We start from the raw sequence: 18,246 nt of genomic DNA, 5'->3' as shown, positions 1-18,246 counted from the left end.
TGCTCCTAGTCGTTGTTCTTGGCCTGCAGCAGCAGACGCTCGACCGCGCTGACGGCGGTGTGCGAGGGCGCCTTCGCCAAGACGACGGGAGTCGACGGCTGGGGCGTGGTCTGCCGGGCGGGCTGGACGATGGGCTGCTCGATCGCAGCATCGGCGGCATCGATGGGGGGCTCTGTTTCGCGCACGGGGGCAGGCACCTGTGCCGCGCCGATCGCCTGATGCGGTCGAGCGAGACGGATGGTGCGGTCCTGATACCTCCCCCCGTGCGGCTTGAACATCGCCGCGACCGCGCCCACGAAAGCGAGGACGAGGTTGCGTCGCGTCATCGGGATCAACCCGACGAGCCAGGTCACGCCCCAGGCGACACCGACCGTGATTGCCAGATCGAGGAGAGTTGCGCCCGTGCTCCACATGGTCCGCGTCAACAGCAGTCCCATCAGAGCCACGCCACCGAAGCCGACCTGGGTGAGCGTGTACGGCCCACCCGGGATCCGAGACCCATCGGTCATCCGACCGATCATCTTGGGGAATCGGCGCGACCGCGTGTAGAAGCGGGCGATCTCCTCTTTGGCCATCGGTCAGGCAGCCAGGTCGTAGTCGACGATCTCGGTGATCGCTGACGCAGCGTTGGTTTCCTGGTTGATGGTCTGCGAGAACCAGCCGAGGCCATTCATCGTGACTGCCCAGATGACAAAGCCGGCCACCAGCGACGTGACCAGGAGCTTGCCCCAAGCCAGTCGGCTGACGATCGCGACGATGATGACCAGGGCAATCGAGGCGAGCAACGCGAACGCCTGAAAGACGCCGGTCCAGGTCGAGAACAGCTGGTTGAGGTATTCGGAGAGTGCCATTGCAGTGATTCCTTTCGGTTGTCCCGGCTATCGAGACGGTGTGGGTGAAGGGGCAGCGCCGGTGGTGACGCTTTCCAGTGGGGCGATATCGACGGATGTCGTCTCCCAACGCCCGTCCCGCGCCGTGAGCGTGAGGGCGTAGGTCGTAGTCAGCCGTTGGTCGCTGGCGCTTGTGACCTCCGCAGTTGCGAGGACGTGCACCACCGATCCGGTGTGGGGGGTGTCTGACGGCTCGACGTCGCTCTTGACGTCGCTGACCGTGAGCGTCATGTACGGGGCGGGGGTGATCGGGGAGATCTCCGATCCCGGGGAGACGTACCGGCTGACATCCCCGGAGCCGGCCAGGTAGGCCGACAGGAACGCCTCGACCGTCTGCCGTGCACTCGAGGTCTGCAGCACTGTCTGGCCGTAAGCGAGGCGCACGGCGCTCTCTTCCTTCGCCGGTGCGGCGACCGGTGCCGGCAATCCAACGACGCTCAGGCCGGCGTCGGTGACCCGAACGGTGACCGCGAAGTAGCGGCGCGGCCAGAACGTCAGACCGCTTTCACTCTCCATGTCGAACTCTTCGACGTTGGCCGCGACGACCACGCTCATCAGGTCGGACTCGTCGGTCTTCGCAACAGACACGACAGCGAGGTCGCGGTACTTCCACGGGGTCGCCGACAGCTGACCGATCGCGGCCGGGTTGATGTAGGTCGCCAGGGTGCCCTGGTCGTCACGAGTCGCGCTGAGCCAGGCCGCGACGAAGGCGGCGCCGTGCTCCCCCGCCGACTGCTGCTGAGCAGTCAGCGGCTGCTCACCGGTCACCTGCGCGACGGCTGGGCGGGCCTGCCCTTTGATACCCGCAGTCACGAGTGCGAGCGGCCCGCATGCCACCGCGACGAGCAGACCGGCGGTGATCGCCTTCTGCCCAAATGCACGGCCGGCAGTCCACTCACTCCCCTGCGCCTGCGTCTTCGATGCCTTGGCCGGCTTAGCTTCCTTCGACCTACGGAGACCCATCAGGCACCCCCGCTGACCTGCATGCCGGCCACACGCATCGCAGCCGGCGCTGCCGCTCGCAGTTCGGCGATCGCGGTTTCGACACCGCCATAAGTGCCCGTATCAAACGGACGATCCAGCGTCCGCGCGACTGCGTCCTCGAATCCCTGGGTCGCACGGATAGCGCGCGCTGCGTCGGGCTTGAACCTGTCCCAGGTCGGGTCGCTGAGAGTGTCTTCCGCCACGGCCACGTTCCCTTCTCGTCGTCGTCCTTGGTTCCCCCACATCGGGGGCTCTACGTCATATAGGCCGCTGGATCGGTCCTTCGCGGACAATGACGGACGAGATTTCTTGCAGGAATATTGCGCGCGTATAGCGCGTCCGTTTTCTTCCCTCTGATCGGGCATTTTCCGGACTCACGAACACCCCGCGAGCCGACCGTGACTGGTCGCTGGTCGCTGGCCCTTCCCGCTTATCCAGACGTTGACCCTGGGGTGCTGAGGAACGTGGCCGCCGTCAATCCGACGTAGCGACGAGGGGCCATTTCATGCACGTCTCATCCGCATCCACCACGCTCGAGCGGGCACTACTCAATGAGTGGAACAGCACCCTCGCAACCCTGCGTCACAGCTTCGGCGCACTCGGGGAACTGACCGGTGACGAGGCGATCGACCTCATCCGCCGGCCTCAGCCCCAGGACGAACGGGACCACGTTCTGCACCAGCTGATCGAGCTCGAGCACGCGGGAGATCAGATCGCCGGGAAGGTGATTCTCAAGTCGTTCCTGCCGCTCGCATTCCGCCTGGCACGGACCTGCACGAGCATGCGTGCCACCTGGCGCAACTCCCCCACCGACGCCACCGCGACCACCATCGGAGCGCTGTGGGAGATCATTCGCACCTACCCGATGCACCGCACAAGCTCGGTCGCCGGCAATATCCGCCTCGAGTGCATCAAGCTGCTCGAGCGAGGCTTCGGAGCGTCGACCGACGTCGAGCTCGCCGTCGACGACGAGACCTTGGAGCACCTGGTGAACGCCGACGCCGCCGCCGACACGGACGACCCTTTCCACGACCTCGTCACCCTGTTCACCTGGGCGATCGATAACGGCACACTGACTGCCGACGAGGTCCGGCTGCTCGCACGAATCGAGCTCGCGGAGGGCAACCCCGGTGAGGAGCGCGAACACGCTGCTGCCGAGCTCGGCATCAGCCGCGACACCCTCAACCGACGGGTGCATCGCATCCGCTCGAAGCTCATGACCGCCGTGTGCGGTGACGTCCAGGAGCGCGTCTCTTACGCCCCTCGTCGTAGCTGAGCTCGACCCCGAACGGACAAAGCCTCTGGATGGCCCCTAGAGGCTTTGTCGCGTGCGCGCACGGCTCTTACTCCCCAGACTGGCCTCAAAACCGGCTCAGGCGGGCGCTGACGCCCTCTCGCGGGGCGGCCAAGCCGCCGGGGTGTCGCTCTCCTCCCCCCCTCAGGTGGGACTGTGACCCCCCCCCCGGGGCTCGAGCCTTCTGCACTTCGGCGACCCATCCAAGTCGTAGACTCCCCCAGGCCTGCGGGGGGCCCCACCAGGCGCAGCACCTGGCGGCATTATCTCCGCCCAGCACCGGGCGCACGCATCCCGCATGCCCCCCGCAGCACTCGGGCAAGCACCACGCTTGATTCGGATCTGATCCGCGCTCTATTTACGCCATACCGGCGCAATACAACCGCGTATATGGCGTATATATAGCGAGCGTATAGCGATTTGTATGCGGTTATGCATCGCATTATGTGCGCCGCTCCTGCGTTGACGCTGCACCCGTATCCGTGCATATTTGCGGGTTTTTGCAGGTCATCTAGCGGTGCCCGGGCGCCTTTAGTGCGTTTATATAGCGCGTGTATTGCGCGCATATGGTTGCGGTATGTCGGGGAGTGCTCGCTAGACTGACGCCATGAGTCAGCACATCTGCCTACAGTCGAGCGAGGCAACTGCGCCACTGCGCAGCACCACCAGCGACACGTCAGCGCTTATCAGGAACGGGAGGAACCGATGAAGGTCATTGCGATCGCCGGCCAGAAGGGCGGCATCGGTAAGACGACGACCGTCATGAACGTCGCTGCTTGCCTAACGCGAGGACGTCGCGTGCTTGTCGTCGACGTGGACCCACAGGAATCCACCACCTGGTGGGCGGAGAACGCGGGGGAGGAGCTTCCCTTCGACTTCACCGCCGACGTCGAGCCCGGAAAGCTGTCACGGATCCGCAACGCCGATTACGACTACGTGCTGATCGACACCCCAGGAACACTCGACAACACCGACGTCCTCTCGGCCGTCCTCGACGTGACCGATTTCGTCGTGCTTCCGCTGAACCCGGAGCCCCTCGCCGTGCCCGCTCTGCGTCGCACAGTCGCGCACCACATCGTGCCGCGGGGGTTGGACTACCGGGTGCTGCTCAACAAGATCGACCGTCGTGTCTTCGGCCAACTCGAGGACTGGCAAAAGCTCATCGACGACGGACTCAAGATGCCCCGCTTCAACGGATACGTCCGAGCAAGCAAGAGCATCGCGGACGGGCCGCTCGACGGAAAGGTCGTCACCCAGTACAACGACACCCGCGCTACGCAGAACGCGATCTTTGATTTCACGACGGTCGCCAGAGAGCTACAGCAGGCATTGGAAGCCACACCCGCCGCCACAGCGAAGGGAGCTAACTGATGGCGCGCAAAGACCTGGGAGCACTGGTCGGCAACGATGCCGATACAACCCCGAACACCCCGGCGGCGCAGCCGGCCCCCTCGAAGACCCCGCAGGTCGCCGCGGCTCCGGCCGAAGTACCCGCACCCGCACCTACTCCCGCAGCAGCTGACGACGTCAGTGATGCTGCGCCGGCCGAGCCGGCGAAAAAGCAGCGCGCGCCCCGTCGACCAGCCGCAGCCGCAGACAGCGGGGGAGAGCGCGAGACCGCATCTAAGGGTGTCCCGGTCCAGCTGACCGAGGAGCTCAACGAGCGCCTGCAGGCGTACATGACCCGCAAGTCGTGGAGTCACCAGACCGTTCTCCTCGACGCCATCGAGGCGACCTACACTCGCCTGCCCGAGCTCATCAGCCAAGCGACCGCATCAGACGATGCGGCGGCTGAGCGCACTCCCTTGTTCGACCGCCCCTCACGTCCCACCCCGAAAGCCTCTGGTGAGGCGCGAATCAAGCACACGGTGCGGATGAGCGACAGCAACCGCAACACCCTCGATCGCATCGCCGAAGAGCTCGGAGCTCCGAGCCGCAACTTCCTCATCACCGTGGCCTACGAGGCCTACCTGCCCACCACCGAAACGAGCTAACCCATGACCACAACCGCCCCTGAGAAGACAAGCAAGCGCGCTCGGAACGCCGAGAAGCCGGCGACCCGGCCTGCAGCCGTAGGTCAGCCGACCAAATCGCGCCGCCGCGTATGGATGATCGCCCTGGGCATCACCATCGTCCTCATCGGCGCGTTGATGACCTGGTACGTGACCACCACCACATCCCGCACCGTGTCGGTGCTCACCACCAGCGACAACGTGCAGCGAGGCGAAGCGATCACGCAGAACGACCTCACCACCATCACGGTAGCCGGCGGCCAGAACGTCGACGCGATCCCGGCATCAGACGCGGCCGAAATCGTCGGCCGCGTCGCCAGCGTCGACCTTCCCGCAGGGTCGCTGCTGACCTCCGGCAATACGCTCGACACCCTGCCGGTGCCCGAGGGCTCCTCGATCGTCGGCATCGCCCTCAACTCGAGCCAGCTGCCGTCGTACCGCCTCGTCGCCGGTGACGCGGTGCGGCTCGTGGACACCCCGGTCGCCCAGGGGGAGCCGCCGACAAGTGACCCCCAGACATTCGACGCCACCGTGTTCACCACGACGTACGACGAGGCAAACCAGACGTGGATCGTCGACGTCGTCGTGCCCGAGCGAGAAGCGGCATCCATTGCCGCACGCGCAGCCACCCAGCGCGTGTCCATCATCCTCGACAGCGCGGGGGAGTAACACCGGATGTCGATCGTCTACCTCACCAGCACGTCGGGCGCTCCCGGGGTCTCGACCCTGGCTACCGCCCTCACGCTGAACTGGCCGCGGCCGGCACTCCTCCTCGAGGCCGACACCGCGAAGACCAGCCACATCCTCTCCGGCTACCTTCGCGGCCAATATCAGCACGTCCAGAGCCTCACTGAGGCCGCCATCGCCAACCTGCGCGGCGGGCTCGACGGCGAGATCCTCTTCGCCCAGACGATCAGCCTGGGGGAGGGCCGCTACGTCATCCCGGGATTCAACGATCTCGGCGGCGCACGCGGCACCACGAGCTCGTTCTGGGCGAACTTGCTCCGCGCCCTCGAGCAGCTGCCCCGCACCGCTGGGGCCCCGGACCTCGACATCATCGTCGACGCCGGCCGGTTCGCTCCCGGAGATCCCCGCAACCCGCTGATCGCGGCCGCCGACGCGGTCCTCGTCGTGACCGGGAACACGTTGCCTGACATCCACGCGCTCTACGCAGCCTCGAGCTCGTTCGGGACCACCCTTGAGGCCGCCGGCCATAAGGACTACCTGGGGCTGACCATCACCACCAGCCCGCTCCGGGGCCAGGGGTACAGCGCCACCGAGATCTCCGCGAAGACGGGGATGCCGTTCATCGGCGCCCTGCCCTGGGATCCCGCTACCGCCGCCCACTACTCTCACGGCGCCGCCGCACCCGCGAAGCGTTCGCCGTACTCCAAGGCACTGACAGAGATCATCACCACCCTTGAAAGCGATCTCGCCGGCCGCCGCTACACGCCGACCGCACAGGACTGACCATGGCCAAGAACAACACCCCAGACCCCGCAGACCTCTCCTCGCTGCCCCTGTTCAGCCAGCCGCGTCCCGCAGCAAATCCCGCTGCGAGCCACCTGCTGCGCGCAGCCGCCCGGGCCGAACAGCCGGCACCCACACCGCCAGTGTCGGAGCCGGTGACATCGGCCCCGACCATCGACCCCTTCGCGGTCGCCGACACAGCCGCGTCCATTCCCCCCACGACGCGACCTGTCGTATCGCCGAGCCGCCGAAGCGCCGCGGCAATGTTCGAGGATCAGGGTCGCATCCCCTGGGGGGCGGTGTCGGAGTTCCGTGATGCTGTCTCGGTGATCCTCGCCGACGCCGGACAGGCCGACCCCAGCCTCACAGACGAAGATCGCGAGGACATGGCCCGCCAGCACACGGCAGAGCTCATCCGCGCACGGGTCGACGACCTCACCCGCCACGGCCAGGAACAGTGGTCGATGGATCTGCAGGAAGACATCGCGCAGGCCGTCTTCGATGCGATGTTCCGCCTCGGTCGGCTGCAGCCGCTCGTCGACATCGAGGGCGTCGAGAACATCGACATCGTCGGCTACGACAACGTGTGGCTCACCTTCTCCGGCGGCAACAGGCAGAAGTACCCGCACCCCGTCTCCCGCAACGACGACGAGCTCGAGCGGGAGATCAACTTCATCGCCACCCGCCGCGGCGAGGGAGCGCGATCGTTCAACGCCTCACGCCCGTCACTGCACCTCGACCTGCCCGGCGGCGCCCGACTGGCCGCGCTCGCTCGACCCGTCGCGGAACGCCCCGCAATCACCATCCGCATCCACCGTCACGTCGATATCTCGCTCGGCGACCTGGTCGCCACCCACACCCTCACAGCGCTCGCGGCGAAGTTCCTCGACGCCGCGGTGCTCGCCGGGCTCAGCCTCGTTACCAACGGCTTCCAGTCCAGTGGCAAGACCACGCTGCTGCGCGCGCTGGCCGACTGCATCCCGCCGGACGAGAAGCTGGCGACGATCGAGATGGAACGCGAGCTCTACCTGCACAAGAACCCCGCGAAGCACCCCCTGGTGATCGCTTTCGAGTACCGCCCCGGCGAGGGCGAGCCCGGAGTGTCGGGGGAGCGGGCAGGGGAGTTCCCTCTGATCCGGGGCCTCGAGGACTCGCTGCGACACACCACCGACCGTCTGATCGTCGGTGAGGTCCGCGGCTCGGAGATCAACGCGATGCTGCAGGCGATGCAGTCCGGCGTCGGATCGATGAGCACGCTGCACTCGCAGAGCCCCGAGGACGCGATCGAGCGCATGGTCACGCTGATGATGAAGGACGGTTCCAACGCGACGCCGGCCTACTGCTACCGGCAGATCGCTCAGAACATCGACCTGATCATCCAGATGGCGAAGATCCGTGATCACGAGACCGGCAAAGCCCGCCGCGTGATCACGTCGATCAGCGAGATCCAGCCCGGCGAGGACAGCTACGGCATCGCCCGCCCCACGATCAGCAAGATCTTCGCGTTCGACAAAGCGACGCAGACGCTCGAGCTCGGCCAGCTGCCATCCCGGGAACTGCTCGACAAGCTCACAGATGTCGGCTTCCGCGAAAGCGAGCTCAGCCCCTACTCAAAGGAGGCCAGCGCATGAACACCGCCGGCATCCTGATCGCGATCCTGATCGCCGTCATCGGCGGCATCCTGGTCGTGCTCGGGCTCGCCTACCAGCCGCCCGAGCCGGGCACCGCCAAGCCCGTGCGAGCCAAGCGGACCACCCCGCTGTTCAGCCGACAGCAGCAGCTGTGGGCACTGATCGGCCTTGCCTCGGGCGTGCTGCTGTTCATCTACTCCGGATGGCTCATCCTGGTGCCCATCGCCGCCGTCGCCGGAGCCACGCTGCCGCTGTTCCTGAGCAAGGGCGATGCCCCGCAGAAGATCTCCCGCCTCGAGGCGCTCGAGACGTGGACCCGCAGCCTCTCGGGTCTCACCGTCGCCGGAGCCGGCCTCGAGCAGACGTTGACCTCGTCACTAGCATCCGCTCCCGAAGCCATCAAGACGCAGGTCGGATCGCTCGTCGCCCGGCTCAATGCTCGCTGGCCCACCCACGAGGCGCTCGAGGCTTTCGCCCGCGACTTCGACGACCCCACCGCCGACCTCATCGTCATGCACCTGCTGCTCAAAGAGCAGGCCCGCGGTGCCGGTCTCGCCGAGGCGCTGGACGACCTCGCGGAGATCATCTTCGAGGAAGTGAAGGTGCGCCGGCAGATCGAAACCGACCGCGCCAAGCCGCGCACCCAGGTCCGCATCGTGGCGATCGCCACTCTGGTCGTACTAGCCGCGCTGCCCTTCCTGGGCACCTACACCGCCGCTTACGCCACACCGCTTGGTCAAGTGCTCCTGACCATCTGGGTCGCCCTGTTCGGCCTGCTCCTGGTGTGGATGCGCTCGATCAGCATCGGCAAGCCCGCGCCACGGCTACTCGTGGCCCCCGAGACGAAGGAGGAGTCGCTGTGAACCTGCTCGCTCTCATCCCCGGACTAATCCTCGGTATTGGCGTCACTCTGATCGTCGCCGCACTCCTCCCTCGGCAGCCGCACCTGGCAGCGACCCTCGATCGACTCACCGAGACCACGATCGCCATCCCCGAGGCCGGTGACGACACGCTGCAGCACCGGGTCGGATCGTGGGTCGCCCAGCATCTTCCCGAGCGGTCCTGGCTCAAGGTGCCCACCACCGACCTGCGACTCATCCAGATGCCGTTGGACAAGTACTACTACGACAAGGTGCTCCTGGCTCTCGTCGGGCTGGTCTCCCCGCTCGCCCTCGGACTGTTCGCTCAGGCGCTCGGCTTTTTGCCGTTCTACATCCCGGCAATCCTCGGCCTCCCCATCGCCGTCTGGCTGTGGTTCAGCGTCGACCAGGACATCCGCTCGAAGGCCAACGACGCACGCGCCGAGTTCACCCGCGCGGTCGCCGTCTACCTCGAGCTCGTCGCGGCCGAGCGCAAACGAGGCGCTACCGCCGCACGAGCCCTCGAAACCTCCGCCGACGTCGGCCGCTCCTGGGTGTTCGTCCGCATCCGTCAGGAGCTCACCCGAGCCCGATACGCCGGCGTTGCTCCCTGGGACGCGCTGCGCACCCTGTCCGACGAAATTGACGTGCCAGACCTGGCCGATGTCGCCAAGATTGTGCGACTTTCCGGAGAGGAGGGCGCATCGATATATGAGACACTCAGATCGAGGGGAAAGACCCTCCGGCACAAGCTCCTCGCCGAGGAGCACGAGAAAGCGAACAGCGCGAGCGAACGGATGCAGATGCCACTGGCAACCACTCTGTTCGTCTACGTGGGCATAATCATCACTCCGCTGATCCTCAACCTGCTCGCCACGTAAGAAAAATGTCCGCGAACAGCCAACCGCGCGGCCTATATGACGTAGGGCTCCCTGCAACCGCAGCACCCGTAGTTGACTCACAACTCAAAACCCCGGCAGTCCACGCACCACCAACCAAGGAATGAGAGAGCACCATGACCAAGACCACCGAACGCATCACCGTCGCCGTGGAGGCCGCCAAGGGCCGCTACCGCGAACTCAGCGAGGCACCCGAAGAGGGCCTCGAGACCGCAGAGAAGATCTTCCTCACGGTCGGTGCGGTCATCCTCGCCGCTGCCGCGATCCTCGCCATCACGACGTTCGTCAACGGCCAGATCGCACTGCTGCCCAGCAACTGAGGTCGTGACCATGGCTTCCATCCGCGCTCGTCTCCTCCACCCGTTCCGGCGAGTAGAGCGAGACGAGCGCGGATTCGAGACAGCCGAAACGGTCATCGTCCTCCCGATGCTGCTGCTGTTCATCTTCGCGATCGTGCAAGGCGGCCTCTGGTACCACGGCACCAATCTCGTCCAGGCTGCAGCCGTCAACGCCTACGAAGCCGCCCGCCTCTACGACGGCAACACCACGGACGGCGTCAACGCCGGCACCGCTACCGCGGAGCAGGCCGGCGGGATGCTCACAGACGTCAACGTGAACGTCGAGCGCAACGCCACAGAAGTCACGGCAACCGTCACCGCCGTCACCCCCGGTCTACTGCCCGGAGTGAACACCACCGTCACCAAGACCATCACCGGCCCCATCGAAAGGTGGGTGCCATGATCTCCCGCCTCCGACACCGGCTGCTGACCGACGAGCGCGGATCCAACACCGCAGAGATCGTCATCATCGCTCCCGTGATCGCAATGCTGATCCTCGTGCTCGTCGCCGGTGGCCGCACCGCTCTCGCCGACAACGCGACCCAGAGCGCCGCCTTCGCCGCAGCCCGAGCCGCATCCCTGTCCCGAGACACCACCAGCGCGATCAACAACGCCGAGGATGCTGCGCGCCGATCCATGGCCCAGGCCGGCATCAGCTGCACGACGCTCACCGTGAACGTCGACGCCAGCGGACTCAACTCCCCAATCGGCACCACCGGCCGCGTCTCTGCCGCCGTCAACTGCGACGTGAGCCTCTCCGACATCACCCTCCCCGGCATCCCGGGGAGCCGCACCATGAGCTCGTCGGCAGCATCCCCCGTCGACGCCTACCGAGAGCGAGGCTGAACATGCACGTTATCCGCCAGCTGCTCCGCAAGCTCCGCGACGACGAGCGTGGATCCATCACCCCGTTCTTTGTCGTTCTCGTCCCCGCGCTCGTCCTGATCATCGGCCTCGTCGTCGACGGAGCCGGCAAGATCCAAGCCAACGAGAACGCGCAGGCGATCGCCTCCGGCGCCAGCCGCGCCGCTGCCAACGCTGTCGCATCCCAGGTCGTCGTCAACGGCGGCATCAGCCTCGACAACAACCGAGCCCAGATCGCGGCAACCGACTACATCGAAGCGTCCGGCATGACAGGGACGGTCAGCGTCGTCGGCAACCGGATCAGCGTTAGCGTCGAAACCTCGTACACAACGAAGTTCGTTTCCATCATCGGAATCGCCACACTCCCGGCCGAAGCCTCCGCCACGGCCGAGATCATCACGCAATAGGAGCCCCCCATGAGCATCAAGCGCATCGCCATCGCCGGCATCATCGCCGCAGCACTGACGCTGACCGCCTGCACTGGCACGGGCAACCCGAACCCCACGGCCAGCCCCACCGAATCGCCGACGCCGACGCCCTCCGCCACGTCCATCACCGGTGAGGCGCCCGCAGACGAGAGCGAAGCTATCGACCAGGCAGAAGCCACGATCGAGCTCCTACTCGACACACAGACACGAGTCACCGAAGCCGGGGGCACCGACACCGCCGCCTACGAGTCCGTTGCCACCGGGAACGCACTTCGGACTTATGTTGCCGACGCAGAGGGCATTGCCAACGGTCCCACGCTCAACGAAGACGGCGAAAGCATCGATGGCCGGTCGACGGTTGAGGGGTCAGTCGTCTTCGAGCCGGAAACTGCATATGGGCAAGAGTTCGACGGCATCGCCAACGGTCTCGTGATCGTCCCTGGTTGCCTCGACGGATCGGGACGGAAGATCACGACCGCCGACGGAAAGCCGGCCATGCAGAATCCCAACCCCCGCAACGAGGTCGAGTTCCACGTCGTCTACAACGCAGACACGAAGACCTGGCTCGTCGACGACCGAATCAGCCTGGGGACCACATGCTGAAACGAACGCTCGCAGTCCTCGCCACCGCTCTCATGATCGCGGTGGGTTCGCTCGTGGCGACCGCACCCGCTCAGGCTGCAGACGGTGTGTATTGCGATCTCGATAATCGCTGCTACATCACGATCTCGAGCATCCCGTCTGATCCAGCGCCTCGTCCTGACAGCAACGGTTGGACTGCGGGCGCGCCGACTTGCTACTACGAGAACTCGCAATCGGGACTTCTGCAGCTGGGCTATACGGAGGCAGACATCCGGGTCTTCGACGGGGGCAGCTACCAGCGGTTCTATGCACTAATCGACTGCGGCGGATCGACGTCCTACTGGTCAAACTCCCGGCAGTGCTACGTGTTCATGAAGGACGGGGTCTGGCCGACCCGCCCGCCCGGATACTCCGAAGAGGCCGGCTATTACGGGTGCATCATGTTCAACCCGACACCCGGTGGAGCGCCGGGCGTGGGCACGGAAACGAACTTCTGGAGTGAGAGTGTCCCCCCAGGCCTGCAGGTGCTCACTCCGGGTCGCGCTGCGGCGCAGCTGATCGCGACGTTCGCACTGCGAGGCATCGACATCGGGATGGCGCCGGAGGTCAATCCGGCATGGGGTCACCGCCGCTCCTACGTGGGGATCCCCGTGTGGCTCTGGGTCGAGAACCCGCAGCCGCTGACGTGGGGGCCGTACACCGAAACAGCGACCCTGGGTGGCCAGACCATCACCGCGACCGCACAAGTGACATCCGTGCGATGGGACATGGGCGACGGCGGTTCGCAGGTCTGCGGCGGCACCGGCACACCGTACACATCCGGCTACGGGGTCACCGACTCGCCCACCTGCGGCTACCGCTTCCGGACAACCTCGGAGTCGCAGGGCGGCGATCGATACACCGTGACCGCGACGAGCCAGTGGGTCGTGACGTGGACGGCGCTCAGCGGCGCCAACGGAACCGTCAACCTCACCACGCAGAGCGCGGTGCCGATCGAGATCAACGAACTGCAGACCGTCAACGTCGGCGGGTGAAACCGGTATGTCCGCGAACAGCCACCAGCGGGGCCTATATGACGTAGGACCCGCACCGCGCGGGCACTGACGCCGAATACGAGGAGACGACCGTGAGGCGAATCACCGCAGGGCTCGGAGCTCTCATCCTGTCTGCCGTGCTGCTGGTGGGGCCGCCCGCCGCACTGATCTTCCTGGCTGGCAACCCGATCCCGTCGTGGGATCGGCTCATGTCGGCGCTGACGACGATCGACTATGGCGGCGAGTTCCTCATCGGCACCGTCATCCCGATCGTGGCGTGGATCGCGTGGGCGACCTTCGCGGTCGGATACCTGGCGGAGATTCCCAACCAGCTGCGCATCGCCACGGCCGGTCCTGGTGTGAAGCGAATGACGCTGCCCGGCCTGGGAATGCAGCAGAAGGCCGCCGGCGTCCTCATCGCGGCGATCATCGCCGTCTTCGCGCCGACCGCCGCCATGGCAGCAACCCCGTCCACCGGCCCTGAGGTCGCGCCGGTGAGTGTGTCCGCGAGCGTGAGCAGCTACACCGCCGCGGACGACACCGCTGACGCGGCCGCCGACCCCGCCGCGGCCGCGGAGACCGCGAGCTCGGCGCCGACATACACCGTGGTTGCCGGCGACTCGCTCTGGGCGATCGCCGAACAGTTCCTCGGCGATGGTCAGCGCTATCACGAGATCATCGACCTGAACCGCGACCGCCCGCAGCCTGGCGGGTACACCGTTGGCCAGCGCGACGGCATCGACCCGGGCATGATGCTCGAGCTCCCCAGCGCAGCCGTCACCCCGGCAGAGACGTCTGCGCAGGGCATCGAGGAACAGCACACCGTCGCATCCGGAGACACGCTGTGGGACATCGCAGCCGAGGAACTCGGCTCGGGTGACCGGTACCCGGAGATCTACGAGGCCTCCCGCGACATCGCCCAGCCCGATGGTCGGCACATCACCGATCCAAACCTCATCGTTCCCGGCTGGACCGTCGTCATCCCCGGATCCGAAGTCGCCGCACCCGCCGCATCCATCCCGGAGGCCGCAGCGCCCGAGGTTGTGCCGCCCGAGGCCGCCGCGCCAGAAGCCGTCGCACCGGAAGCCGGCGCACCCGAAGCGGCACCCGGTGCGGACAGCACGGACGCGGTCGATGACGCTGCCGAGGCAGAGGGGGCTGTCGGTGCTGAGGGTGATGCCACCGCTGACAACGGGCTCGGATTCGTCACCGATGGCGAAGCGTCGACCCAGGACACAGAGCAAGGGCCGGCACCTGCCGCGGCAGAGATCGACGATGCCGCTGAGGCAAGCGACGCGCCCGACTGGGTCGACGTCGTCACCGACTGGCGTACCCTCGGTATCGGCGGCGTCCTCGCCGCGGGACTGCTCAGCTTCCTCGGCATCCGCCGCATCCAGCAGCGACGCAACCGCAAGCCCGGACAGCGCATCGCCATGCCCACCGAGGAGATCTCGACCGTCGAGCTCGAGCTTCGCGCCGTCGAGAACCCCCAGGGCATGGAGGCCGTCGACCACGCACTCCGCCTCCTGGCCATCTGGTCGCAGGACACCGGAGCCACCCTGCCGGCGCTGTACGCTCTCCGCCTCTCGGCCGAGGAGATCGCGATCTTCCTCGACGAACCCGCGCAGCTGCCCGCGCCGTTCCGGCAGGATACCGAAGACGAAATGGCGTGGTCGATCAGCTTCACCGATCTGACACCGCTCGAGCGGATCCCATCGGCGCCGTACCCGGCCCTGGTCACCCTCGGCCACGACGAGAACGATGCGCACCTGCTCGTCGACCTCGAGAAGCTCGGCTCGCTCAACATCGATGGCACACCGGAGCTCGAGGAGGCGGCACTGACCGCTCTCGCCCTCGAGCTCGCAACAAGCACCTGGGCAGAGAACCTGCAGGTCACCCTCGTCGGCGTCGCCCCCGGCCTCCCCGACGCGATCGGCTCCGGTCGCGTCCGTCACGTCGACGACGTCGCTGTTCTGATCCATGACCTCCGCAGCCAGGCCGAGGAAGTCACCGCTGCTCTTGCGGATGCAGGGATCACCAGCCTCGAGCAGGCACGCACCGCCGGACCACTGGCCGAATCGTGGACCCCCGAGATCATCGTGCTCGGGCAGCTGCCTGACGAGGACACCCGAGCCGAGCTTGCCGAGCTCGTCAGTCGCGTCCCGCGCGTGGGTATCGCCGCGATCGCCGCAGGGCACCTGGCCGGCGGCTGGAACTTCCGTCTGCAGGACCGCACCACCGCCGAGCTCGAGATCCCCGACACCGGCGGCGCTGCCCTCGCCCTCACCCCGCAGGTCGTCACGAGCGAGGAGTACAACCGGATCCTCGCGCTGTTCACCGTGGCCAACACCGAACCCGCCACCGAACACTCCTCCGCCTCGGCCGAGGTCGACATCGACGACATCTACCAGGGCGCCACAGACGAAGCTCCTACCCACCCGGAGGCAGAGACCGCCGAGCTCGACCCGAACGGCACCGCCGTCGACGCCGAGGAGCTTCTCACCGAGCACCTGGTCGACCCGGCTCCGGTCGACCAGGTGCTCGCAACGGATGAGACGACCGACGACCAGGACGTCGACGAGACGATCGAGGCAGCGCCCCAGACCGCGGTCGAGACGGCGGAGAGCGACCCGCGCTCGATCGCGCCGATCGTCGACCTGCGATCACCGCGCCTGCAGCTGCTCGGCCCGGTCAACGTCCTCAACCCGCAGGGTGAGGCCCCCAGCAACCTGCAGCAGTGGAACTCGCAGCGCCTTCGTGCGATCGAGCTCATCGCGTTTGTGGCCACGCACCCCGAGGCCAGCACCGAGCAGGTGCACGACGCGCTGTGGCCGGGGAGCGACCCCGCCAAGGGCACGTCCTCGCGCAACCGCCTCACCACCGCGGCGCGACGCTGGCTCGGCAAAGACACTGCGGGCCACAGCTACCTCGTCCCCGCAACGAAGGGGATCTACGGCCTCACCGACACGTTCACCAGCGACTGGGATGACTGGATCGCGCTCGTCGGCGACGACCCGGCGAACGCCACCACCGAGAACCTCGTCCGTGCGCTCGGCCTGGTCAAGGGCCAGCCGATCTCGGGCGTGAAGGACAAGTACTACGTCTGGTCGGAGACGCTGCGCCAGGAAATGATCGCCTCGATTGGCGATGCCGCCCACGAGCTCGCGACCCGGGCGCTGCGCGAGGGCAGCACTCGCAACGCGCGGATGGCCGCCGCGATCGGTCGCATGGTCGACCCGATCAACGAGGTCTTCTGGCGCGATGCGCTGCGCGCCGAGCACATGGCGGGCGACGCCGCCGGTGTCGAGCGCCTGGTCACTCAACTCGAGCACGCGCTCACTCAGATCGACCCCGACTACGCCGAGCCCGAGCCAGAGACCGAAGAGTTCATCGCGCAGCTGCGCCGCCGGCACGCGATCGCCAGCTGACCGCGACTTCCCCAATGACCATGGCAACCAGTCCGTCGACGCTCGCGGGCAGCCCTCAGGGCCGCTCTGCGCCCCGTCGACTGCTGTTGCTGCGCCTGGCAGCCCTCGTGGGCGGTTTCGGCCTCTCAGCGGCGCTCACAGGCCCGCTCCCGGCCGAACACCGCCAAGGGGTGGGGGAGTGGGGTGCGATCATCCTCTTCACTGCAGCGGCGGTGCCCTTGGCCGTCATCGACGCACGCACGAGACGACTCCCCAACCTGGGCACCCTCCCGCTGGCCGCCGGCCTCCTCGGCTACTGGACCGGGCTGGCCACCGCCACCGGCCAGTGGCAGCTGCTCGCCCAAGCCCTCATCACCGCGGCGGTGATCGGCGCGGTGGCCGTGGTAATCGCCCTTCTCGGAACCCTCGCCGCCGGCGACATCAAACTGTTCCTCGCGATCGGGCTACTCACCGGCTGGTTCAGCTGGATGCTGCCCCTGTACGCGCTCATCGCCGGCTACCTGCTCGCCATCCCGCACGCCGTCATCCACCTCGTTCGGCGACGTCGCGACAGCGCCCACGACACTCGCCTGCCCTTCGGCCCCTACCTCGCCGCGGCCGCGCTCCTAGTCACTCTCGTCGCCAAGCTCGCCGGCTGATCAACCGTCCGCCGGCAACTCCTCACCAACCAGCCAGGGCAAGACCGGTGAAGACCGGCTGCACGATCACGTCATCGACGGAGATCGACCACCCGCACACGGGGCACACCCACCCCGGAGGTCGATCGCGCATCACCACACCGCAGTCGCGACACCACGGCTGCGCCTGCTCCTGCAGGTCGTCGTCCATCGAACGAGCGTAGGGCTCCGCCGGCGGCGGCCGAATTCTCTATCCACAGCAAGACCCGCATGTCCGCGAAGACCCGAGGCCGCGGCCTATATGAGTACCTGACCCCGACAAGGAAGGCACTGCGCGAGAACATGGCCCCTGCCCAACCCACCCCTTCCCAGATCGCCGCCCGGGTCGCCCCTCGCGCGGCGGCCGCGGCCGCGCCTCGGAGCACGCCGGAAGGCCGTCGTCTGTCTCGCAAGGCCGCCACGCAGATCCAGGAGCTCGGCGTCGACGTCGCGGCCGTTGACCGGGCGATCGGTGAGCCCCACTCGACGGAGCGGACTCACCAGCACAACGGCACGCTCTACATCCGCGGAGACCTCGGCGTCATCGTCCCGGACGACGATCCGGCACTCGTGATCGCACTGTTGCGGATCGACCCGGGCGCCGCGCCGGCACCGCGCGGCCGTCGCGCGTCGGGAGGCCCCGCGCACCAGATGCCGGAGAGCAGCGCGGAGCTCGAGCGGCTTCTGATCGCTCACGGCTTCGAGATCTCTGCCGGCAGAGGCGGCCACCACAAGGCAACCTATCGCGACCACCCCGGCGTAACCATCACCATCCCGCACACCCCGAGCGATCACCGGAGCTACCCCAACCTGCTCGCGGAGATCCGGCGTCGCACAGGCGTCGACGTCCGGCCCGCCCGGTAGCAGCGAGAACGG

At 67.0% G+C, this 18,246-nt stretch carries 22 protein-coding genes; 17 read left to right on the top strand and 5 right to left on the bottom strand.

Annotated features, from left to right (window positions below; translation table 11 throughout):
* Positions 1 to 5: 5 nt before the first annotated feature.
* The 4 genes from ACLQ2Q_RS20620 to ACLQ2Q_RS20605 all read right to left on the bottom strand — a co-directional run bounded on the left by ACLQ2Q_RS20620 (position 6) and on the right by ACLQ2Q_RS20605 (position 2,083).
* Positions 6 to 509: a hypothetical protein gene (locus ACLQ2Q_RS20620; protein WP_425823438.1), complete on the bottom strand. Its 504-nt coding sequence runs from the start codon at positions 507 to 509 to the stop codon at positions 6 to 8.
* A gap of 69 nt (positions 510 to 578) precedes the next feature.
* Positions 579 to 851, bottom strand: coding sequence for a hypothetical protein (locus ACLQ2Q_RS20615; RefSeq protein ID WP_425823437.1), 273 nt, complete (start codon positions 849 to 851; stop codon positions 579 to 581).
* A gap of 27 nt (positions 852 to 878) precedes the next feature.
* Positions 879 to 1,853: a conjugal transfer protein gene (locus ACLQ2Q_RS20610; protein WP_425823435.1), complete on the bottom strand. Its 975-nt coding sequence runs from the start codon at positions 1,851 to 1,853 to the stop codon at positions 879 to 881.
* Positions 1,853 to 2,083 (bottom strand): hypothetical protein, encoded by a 231-nt coding sequence (locus ACLQ2Q_RS20605; RefSeq protein ID WP_425823433.1) that lies wholly within the window; start codon positions 2,081 to 2,083, stop codon positions 1,853 to 1,855. The genes ACLQ2Q_RS20610 and ACLQ2Q_RS20605 overlap by 1 nt, the downstream gene beginning before the upstream one ends.
* 296 nt (positions 2,084 to 2,379) lie before the next feature.
* Here ACLQ2Q_RS20605 and ACLQ2Q_RS20600 point away from each other — a divergent pair, with 296 nt between their 5' ends.
* The 16 genes from ACLQ2Q_RS20600 to ACLQ2Q_RS20525 all read left to right on the top strand — a co-directional run bounded on the left by ACLQ2Q_RS20600 (position 2,380) and on the right by ACLQ2Q_RS20525 (position 17,352).
* Positions 2,380 to 3,150, top strand: coding sequence for a hypothetical protein (locus ACLQ2Q_RS20600; protein WP_425823431.1), 771 nt, complete (start codon positions 2,380 to 2,382; stop codon positions 3,148 to 3,150).
* 723 nt (positions 3,151 to 3,873) lie between these two features.
* On the top strand, positions 3,874 to 4,539 hold the full coding sequence (locus tag ACLQ2Q_RS20595) for a ParA family protein (RefSeq protein WP_425823429.1): 666 nt from the start codon (positions 3,874 to 3,876) through the stop codon (positions 4,537 to 4,539).
* Entirely contained in the window at positions 4,539 to 5,162 is a 624-nt protein-coding gene (locus ACLQ2Q_RS20590) for a hypothetical protein (protein ID WP_425823427.1), read from the top strand. Before ACLQ2Q_RS20595 ends, ACLQ2Q_RS20590 begins: the two co-directional genes overlap by 1 nt.
* Before the next feature lie 3 nt (positions 5,163 to 5,165).
* Complete coding sequence (locus ACLQ2Q_RS20585) at positions 5,166 to 5,849, top strand: SAF domain-containing protein (protein ID WP_425823425.1); 684 nt, start codon at positions 5,166 to 5,168, stop codon at positions 5,847 to 5,849.
* Between the two features lie 6 nt (positions 5,850 to 5,855).
* Positions 5,856 to 6,650 carry a hypothetical protein gene (locus ACLQ2Q_RS20580; protein ID WP_425823423.1) on the top strand — a complete coding sequence of 265 codons (795 nt, stop codon included), beginning with the start codon at positions 5,856 to 5,858 and terminating at the stop codon, positions 6,648 to 6,650.
* 2 nt (positions 6,651 to 6,652) lie between these two features.
* Positions 6,653 to 8,281 carry an ATPase, T2SS/T4P/T4SS family gene (locus ACLQ2Q_RS20575; RefSeq protein WP_425823421.1) on the top strand — a complete coding sequence of 543 codons (1,629 nt, stop codon included), beginning with the start codon at positions 6,653 to 6,655 and terminating at the stop codon, positions 8,279 to 8,281.
* The gene (locus ACLQ2Q_RS20570; protein WP_425823419.1) at positions 8,278 to 9,144 is read left to right on the top strand and encodes a type II secretion system F family protein; all 867 of its coding nucleotides are present in this window, start codon (positions 8,278 to 8,280) and stop codon (positions 9,142 to 9,144) included. Before ACLQ2Q_RS20575 ends, ACLQ2Q_RS20570 begins: the two co-directional genes overlap by 4 nt.
* Positions 9,141 to 10,022, top strand: coding sequence for a type II secretion system F family protein (locus ACLQ2Q_RS20565; RefSeq protein WP_425823417.1), 882 nt, complete (start codon positions 9,141 to 9,143; stop codon positions 10,020 to 10,022). Before ACLQ2Q_RS20570 ends, ACLQ2Q_RS20565 begins: the two co-directional genes overlap by 4 nt.
* A 134-nt stretch (positions 10,023 to 10,156) precedes the next feature.
* The gene (locus ACLQ2Q_RS20560; protein ID WP_425823415.1) at positions 10,157 to 10,360 is read left to right on the top strand and encodes a hypothetical protein; all 204 of its coding nucleotides are present in this window, start codon (positions 10,157 to 10,159) and stop codon (positions 10,358 to 10,360) included.
* A gap of 10 nt (positions 10,361 to 10,370) precedes the next feature.
* Entirely contained in the window at positions 10,371 to 10,781 is a 411-nt protein-coding gene (locus tag ACLQ2Q_RS20555) for a TadE/TadG family type IV pilus assembly protein (RefSeq protein ID WP_425823413.1), read from the top strand.
* Positions 10,778 to 11,224 carry a TadE/TadG family type IV pilus assembly protein gene (locus tag ACLQ2Q_RS20550; protein WP_425823411.1) on the top strand — a complete coding sequence of 149 codons (447 nt, stop codon included), beginning with the start codon at positions 10,778 to 10,780 and terminating at the stop codon, positions 11,222 to 11,224. The genes ACLQ2Q_RS20555 and ACLQ2Q_RS20550 overlap by 4 nt, the downstream gene beginning before the upstream one ends.
* A 2-nt stretch (positions 11,225 to 11,226) precedes the next feature.
* Complete coding sequence (locus ACLQ2Q_RS20545) at positions 11,227 to 11,649, top strand: TadE/TadG family type IV pilus assembly protein (RefSeq protein WP_425823409.1); 423 nt, start codon at positions 11,227 to 11,229, stop codon at positions 11,647 to 11,649.
* A 9-nt stretch (positions 11,650 to 11,658) separates the two neighbouring features.
* Positions 11,659 to 12,273, top strand: coding sequence for a hypothetical protein (locus ACLQ2Q_RS20540; protein ID WP_425823407.1), 615 nt, complete (start codon positions 11,659 to 11,661; stop codon positions 12,271 to 12,273).
* Positions 12,267 to 13,286, top strand: a complete 1,020-nt coding sequence (locus ACLQ2Q_RS20535; protein WP_425823405.1) for a hypothetical protein — start codon at positions 12,267 to 12,269, stop codon at positions 13,284 to 13,286. Before ACLQ2Q_RS20540 ends, ACLQ2Q_RS20535 begins: the two co-directional genes overlap by 7 nt.
* A 92-nt stretch (positions 13,287 to 13,378) precedes the next feature.
* Positions 13,379 to 16,714: a LysM peptidoglycan-binding domain-containing protein gene (locus tag ACLQ2Q_RS20530; RefSeq protein WP_425823403.1), complete on the top strand. Its 3,336-nt coding sequence runs from the start codon at positions 13,379 to 13,381 to the stop codon at positions 16,712 to 16,714.
* Between the two features lie 20 nt (positions 16,715 to 16,734).
* Positions 16,735 to 17,352 carry a prepilin peptidase gene (locus ACLQ2Q_RS20525; protein WP_425823401.1) on the top strand — a complete coding sequence of 206 codons (618 nt, stop codon included), beginning with the start codon at positions 16,735 to 16,737 and terminating at the stop codon, positions 17,350 to 17,352.
* A 22-nt stretch (positions 17,353 to 17,374) separates the two neighbouring features.
* Here ACLQ2Q_RS20525 and ACLQ2Q_RS20520 read toward each other — a convergent pair whose 3' ends face one another.
* Positions 17,375 to 17,542: a hypothetical protein gene (locus ACLQ2Q_RS20520; protein WP_425823399.1), complete on the bottom strand. Its 168-nt coding sequence runs from the start codon at positions 17,540 to 17,542 to the stop codon at positions 17,375 to 17,377.
* Between the two features lie 59 nt (positions 17,543 to 17,601).
* Between ACLQ2Q_RS20520 and ACLQ2Q_RS20515 the strand changes: the two genes are divergently transcribed.
* On the top strand, positions 17,602 to 18,234 hold the full coding sequence (locus tag ACLQ2Q_RS20515; RefSeq protein WP_425823397.1) for a hypothetical protein: 633 nt from the start codon (positions 17,602 to 17,604) through the stop codon (positions 18,232 to 18,234).
* Positions 18,235 to 18,246: the final 12 nt, after the last annotated feature.

Origin of the sequence: Microbacterium sp. DT81.1 (genome assembly GCF_049844955.1) — a bacterium.
Taxonomy (GTDB): domain Bacteria; phylum Actinomycetota; class Actinomycetes; order Actinomycetales; family Microbacteriaceae; genus Microbacterium.
Note: the sequence above shows the minus strand (reverse complement) of the source record. Positions and strands in the feature narration are given on the sequence as shown.

Coding starts and splice junctions, on each gene's coding strand:
- ACLQ2Q_RS20620 (WP_425823438.1), bottom strand. CDS start 509: ATGACCGATGGGTCTCGGATCCCGGGTGGGCCGTACACGCTCACCCAG.
- ACLQ2Q_RS20615 (WP_425823437.1), bottom strand. CDS start 851: ATGGCACTCTCCGAATACCTCAACCAGCTGTTCTCGACCTGGACCGGC.
- ACLQ2Q_RS20610 (WP_425823435.1), bottom strand. CDS start 1,853: ATGGGTCTCCGTAGGTCGAAGGAAGCTAAGCCGGCCAAGGCATCGAAG.
- ACLQ2Q_RS20600 (WP_425823431.1), top strand. CDS start 2,380: ATGCACGTCTCATCCGCATCCACCACGCTCGAGCGGGCACTACTCAAT.
- ACLQ2Q_RS20595 (WP_425823429.1), top strand. CDS start 3,874: ATGAAGGTCATTGCGATCGCCGGCCAGAAGGGCGGCATCGGTAAGACG.
- ACLQ2Q_RS20590 (WP_425823427.1), top strand. CDS start 4,539: ATGGCGCGCAAAGACCTGGGAGCACTGGTCGGCAACGATGCCGATACA.
- ACLQ2Q_RS20585 (WP_425823425.1), top strand. CDS start 5,166: ATGACCACAACCGCCCCTGAGAAGACAAGCAAGCGCGCTCGGAACGCC.
- ACLQ2Q_RS20580 (WP_425823423.1), top strand. CDS start 5,856: ATGTCGATCGTCTACCTCACCAGCACGTCGGGCGCTCCCGGGGTCTCG.
- ACLQ2Q_RS20575 (WP_425823421.1), top strand. CDS start 6,653: ATGGCCAAGAACAACACCCCAGACCCCGCAGACCTCTCCTCGCTGCCC.
- ACLQ2Q_RS20570 (WP_425823419.1), top strand. CDS start 8,278: ATGAACACCGCCGGCATCCTGATCGCGATCCTGATCGCCGTCATCGGC.
- ACLQ2Q_RS20560 (WP_425823415.1), top strand. CDS start 10,157: ATGACCAAGACCACCGAACGCATCACCGTCGCCGTGGAGGCCGCCAAG.
- ACLQ2Q_RS20555 (WP_425823413.1), top strand. CDS start 10,371: ATGGCTTCCATCCGCGCTCGTCTCCTCCACCCGTTCCGGCGAGTAGAG.
- ACLQ2Q_RS20550 (WP_425823411.1), top strand. CDS start 10,778: ATGATCTCCCGCCTCCGACACCGGCTGCTGACCGACGAGCGCGGATCC.
- ACLQ2Q_RS20545 (WP_425823409.1), top strand. CDS start 11,227: ATGCACGTTATCCGCCAGCTGCTCCGCAAGCTCCGCGACGACGAGCGT.
- ACLQ2Q_RS20540 (WP_425823407.1), top strand. CDS start 11,659: ATGAGCATCAAGCGCATCGCCATCGCCGGCATCATCGCCGCAGCACTG.
- ACLQ2Q_RS20535 (WP_425823405.1), top strand. CDS start 12,267: ATGCTGAAACGAACGCTCGCAGTCCTCGCCACCGCTCTCATGATCGCG.
- ACLQ2Q_RS20525 (WP_425823401.1), top strand. CDS start 16,735: ATGGCAACCAGTCCGTCGACGCTCGCGGGCAGCCCTCAGGGCCGCTCT.
- ACLQ2Q_RS20520 (WP_425823399.1), bottom strand. CDS start 17,542: ATGGACGACGACCTGCAGGAGCAGGCGCAGCCGTGGTGTCGCGACTGC.
- ACLQ2Q_RS20515 (WP_425823397.1), top strand. CDS start 17,602: ATGTCCGCGAAGACCCGAGGCCGCGGCCTATATGAGTACCTGACCCCG.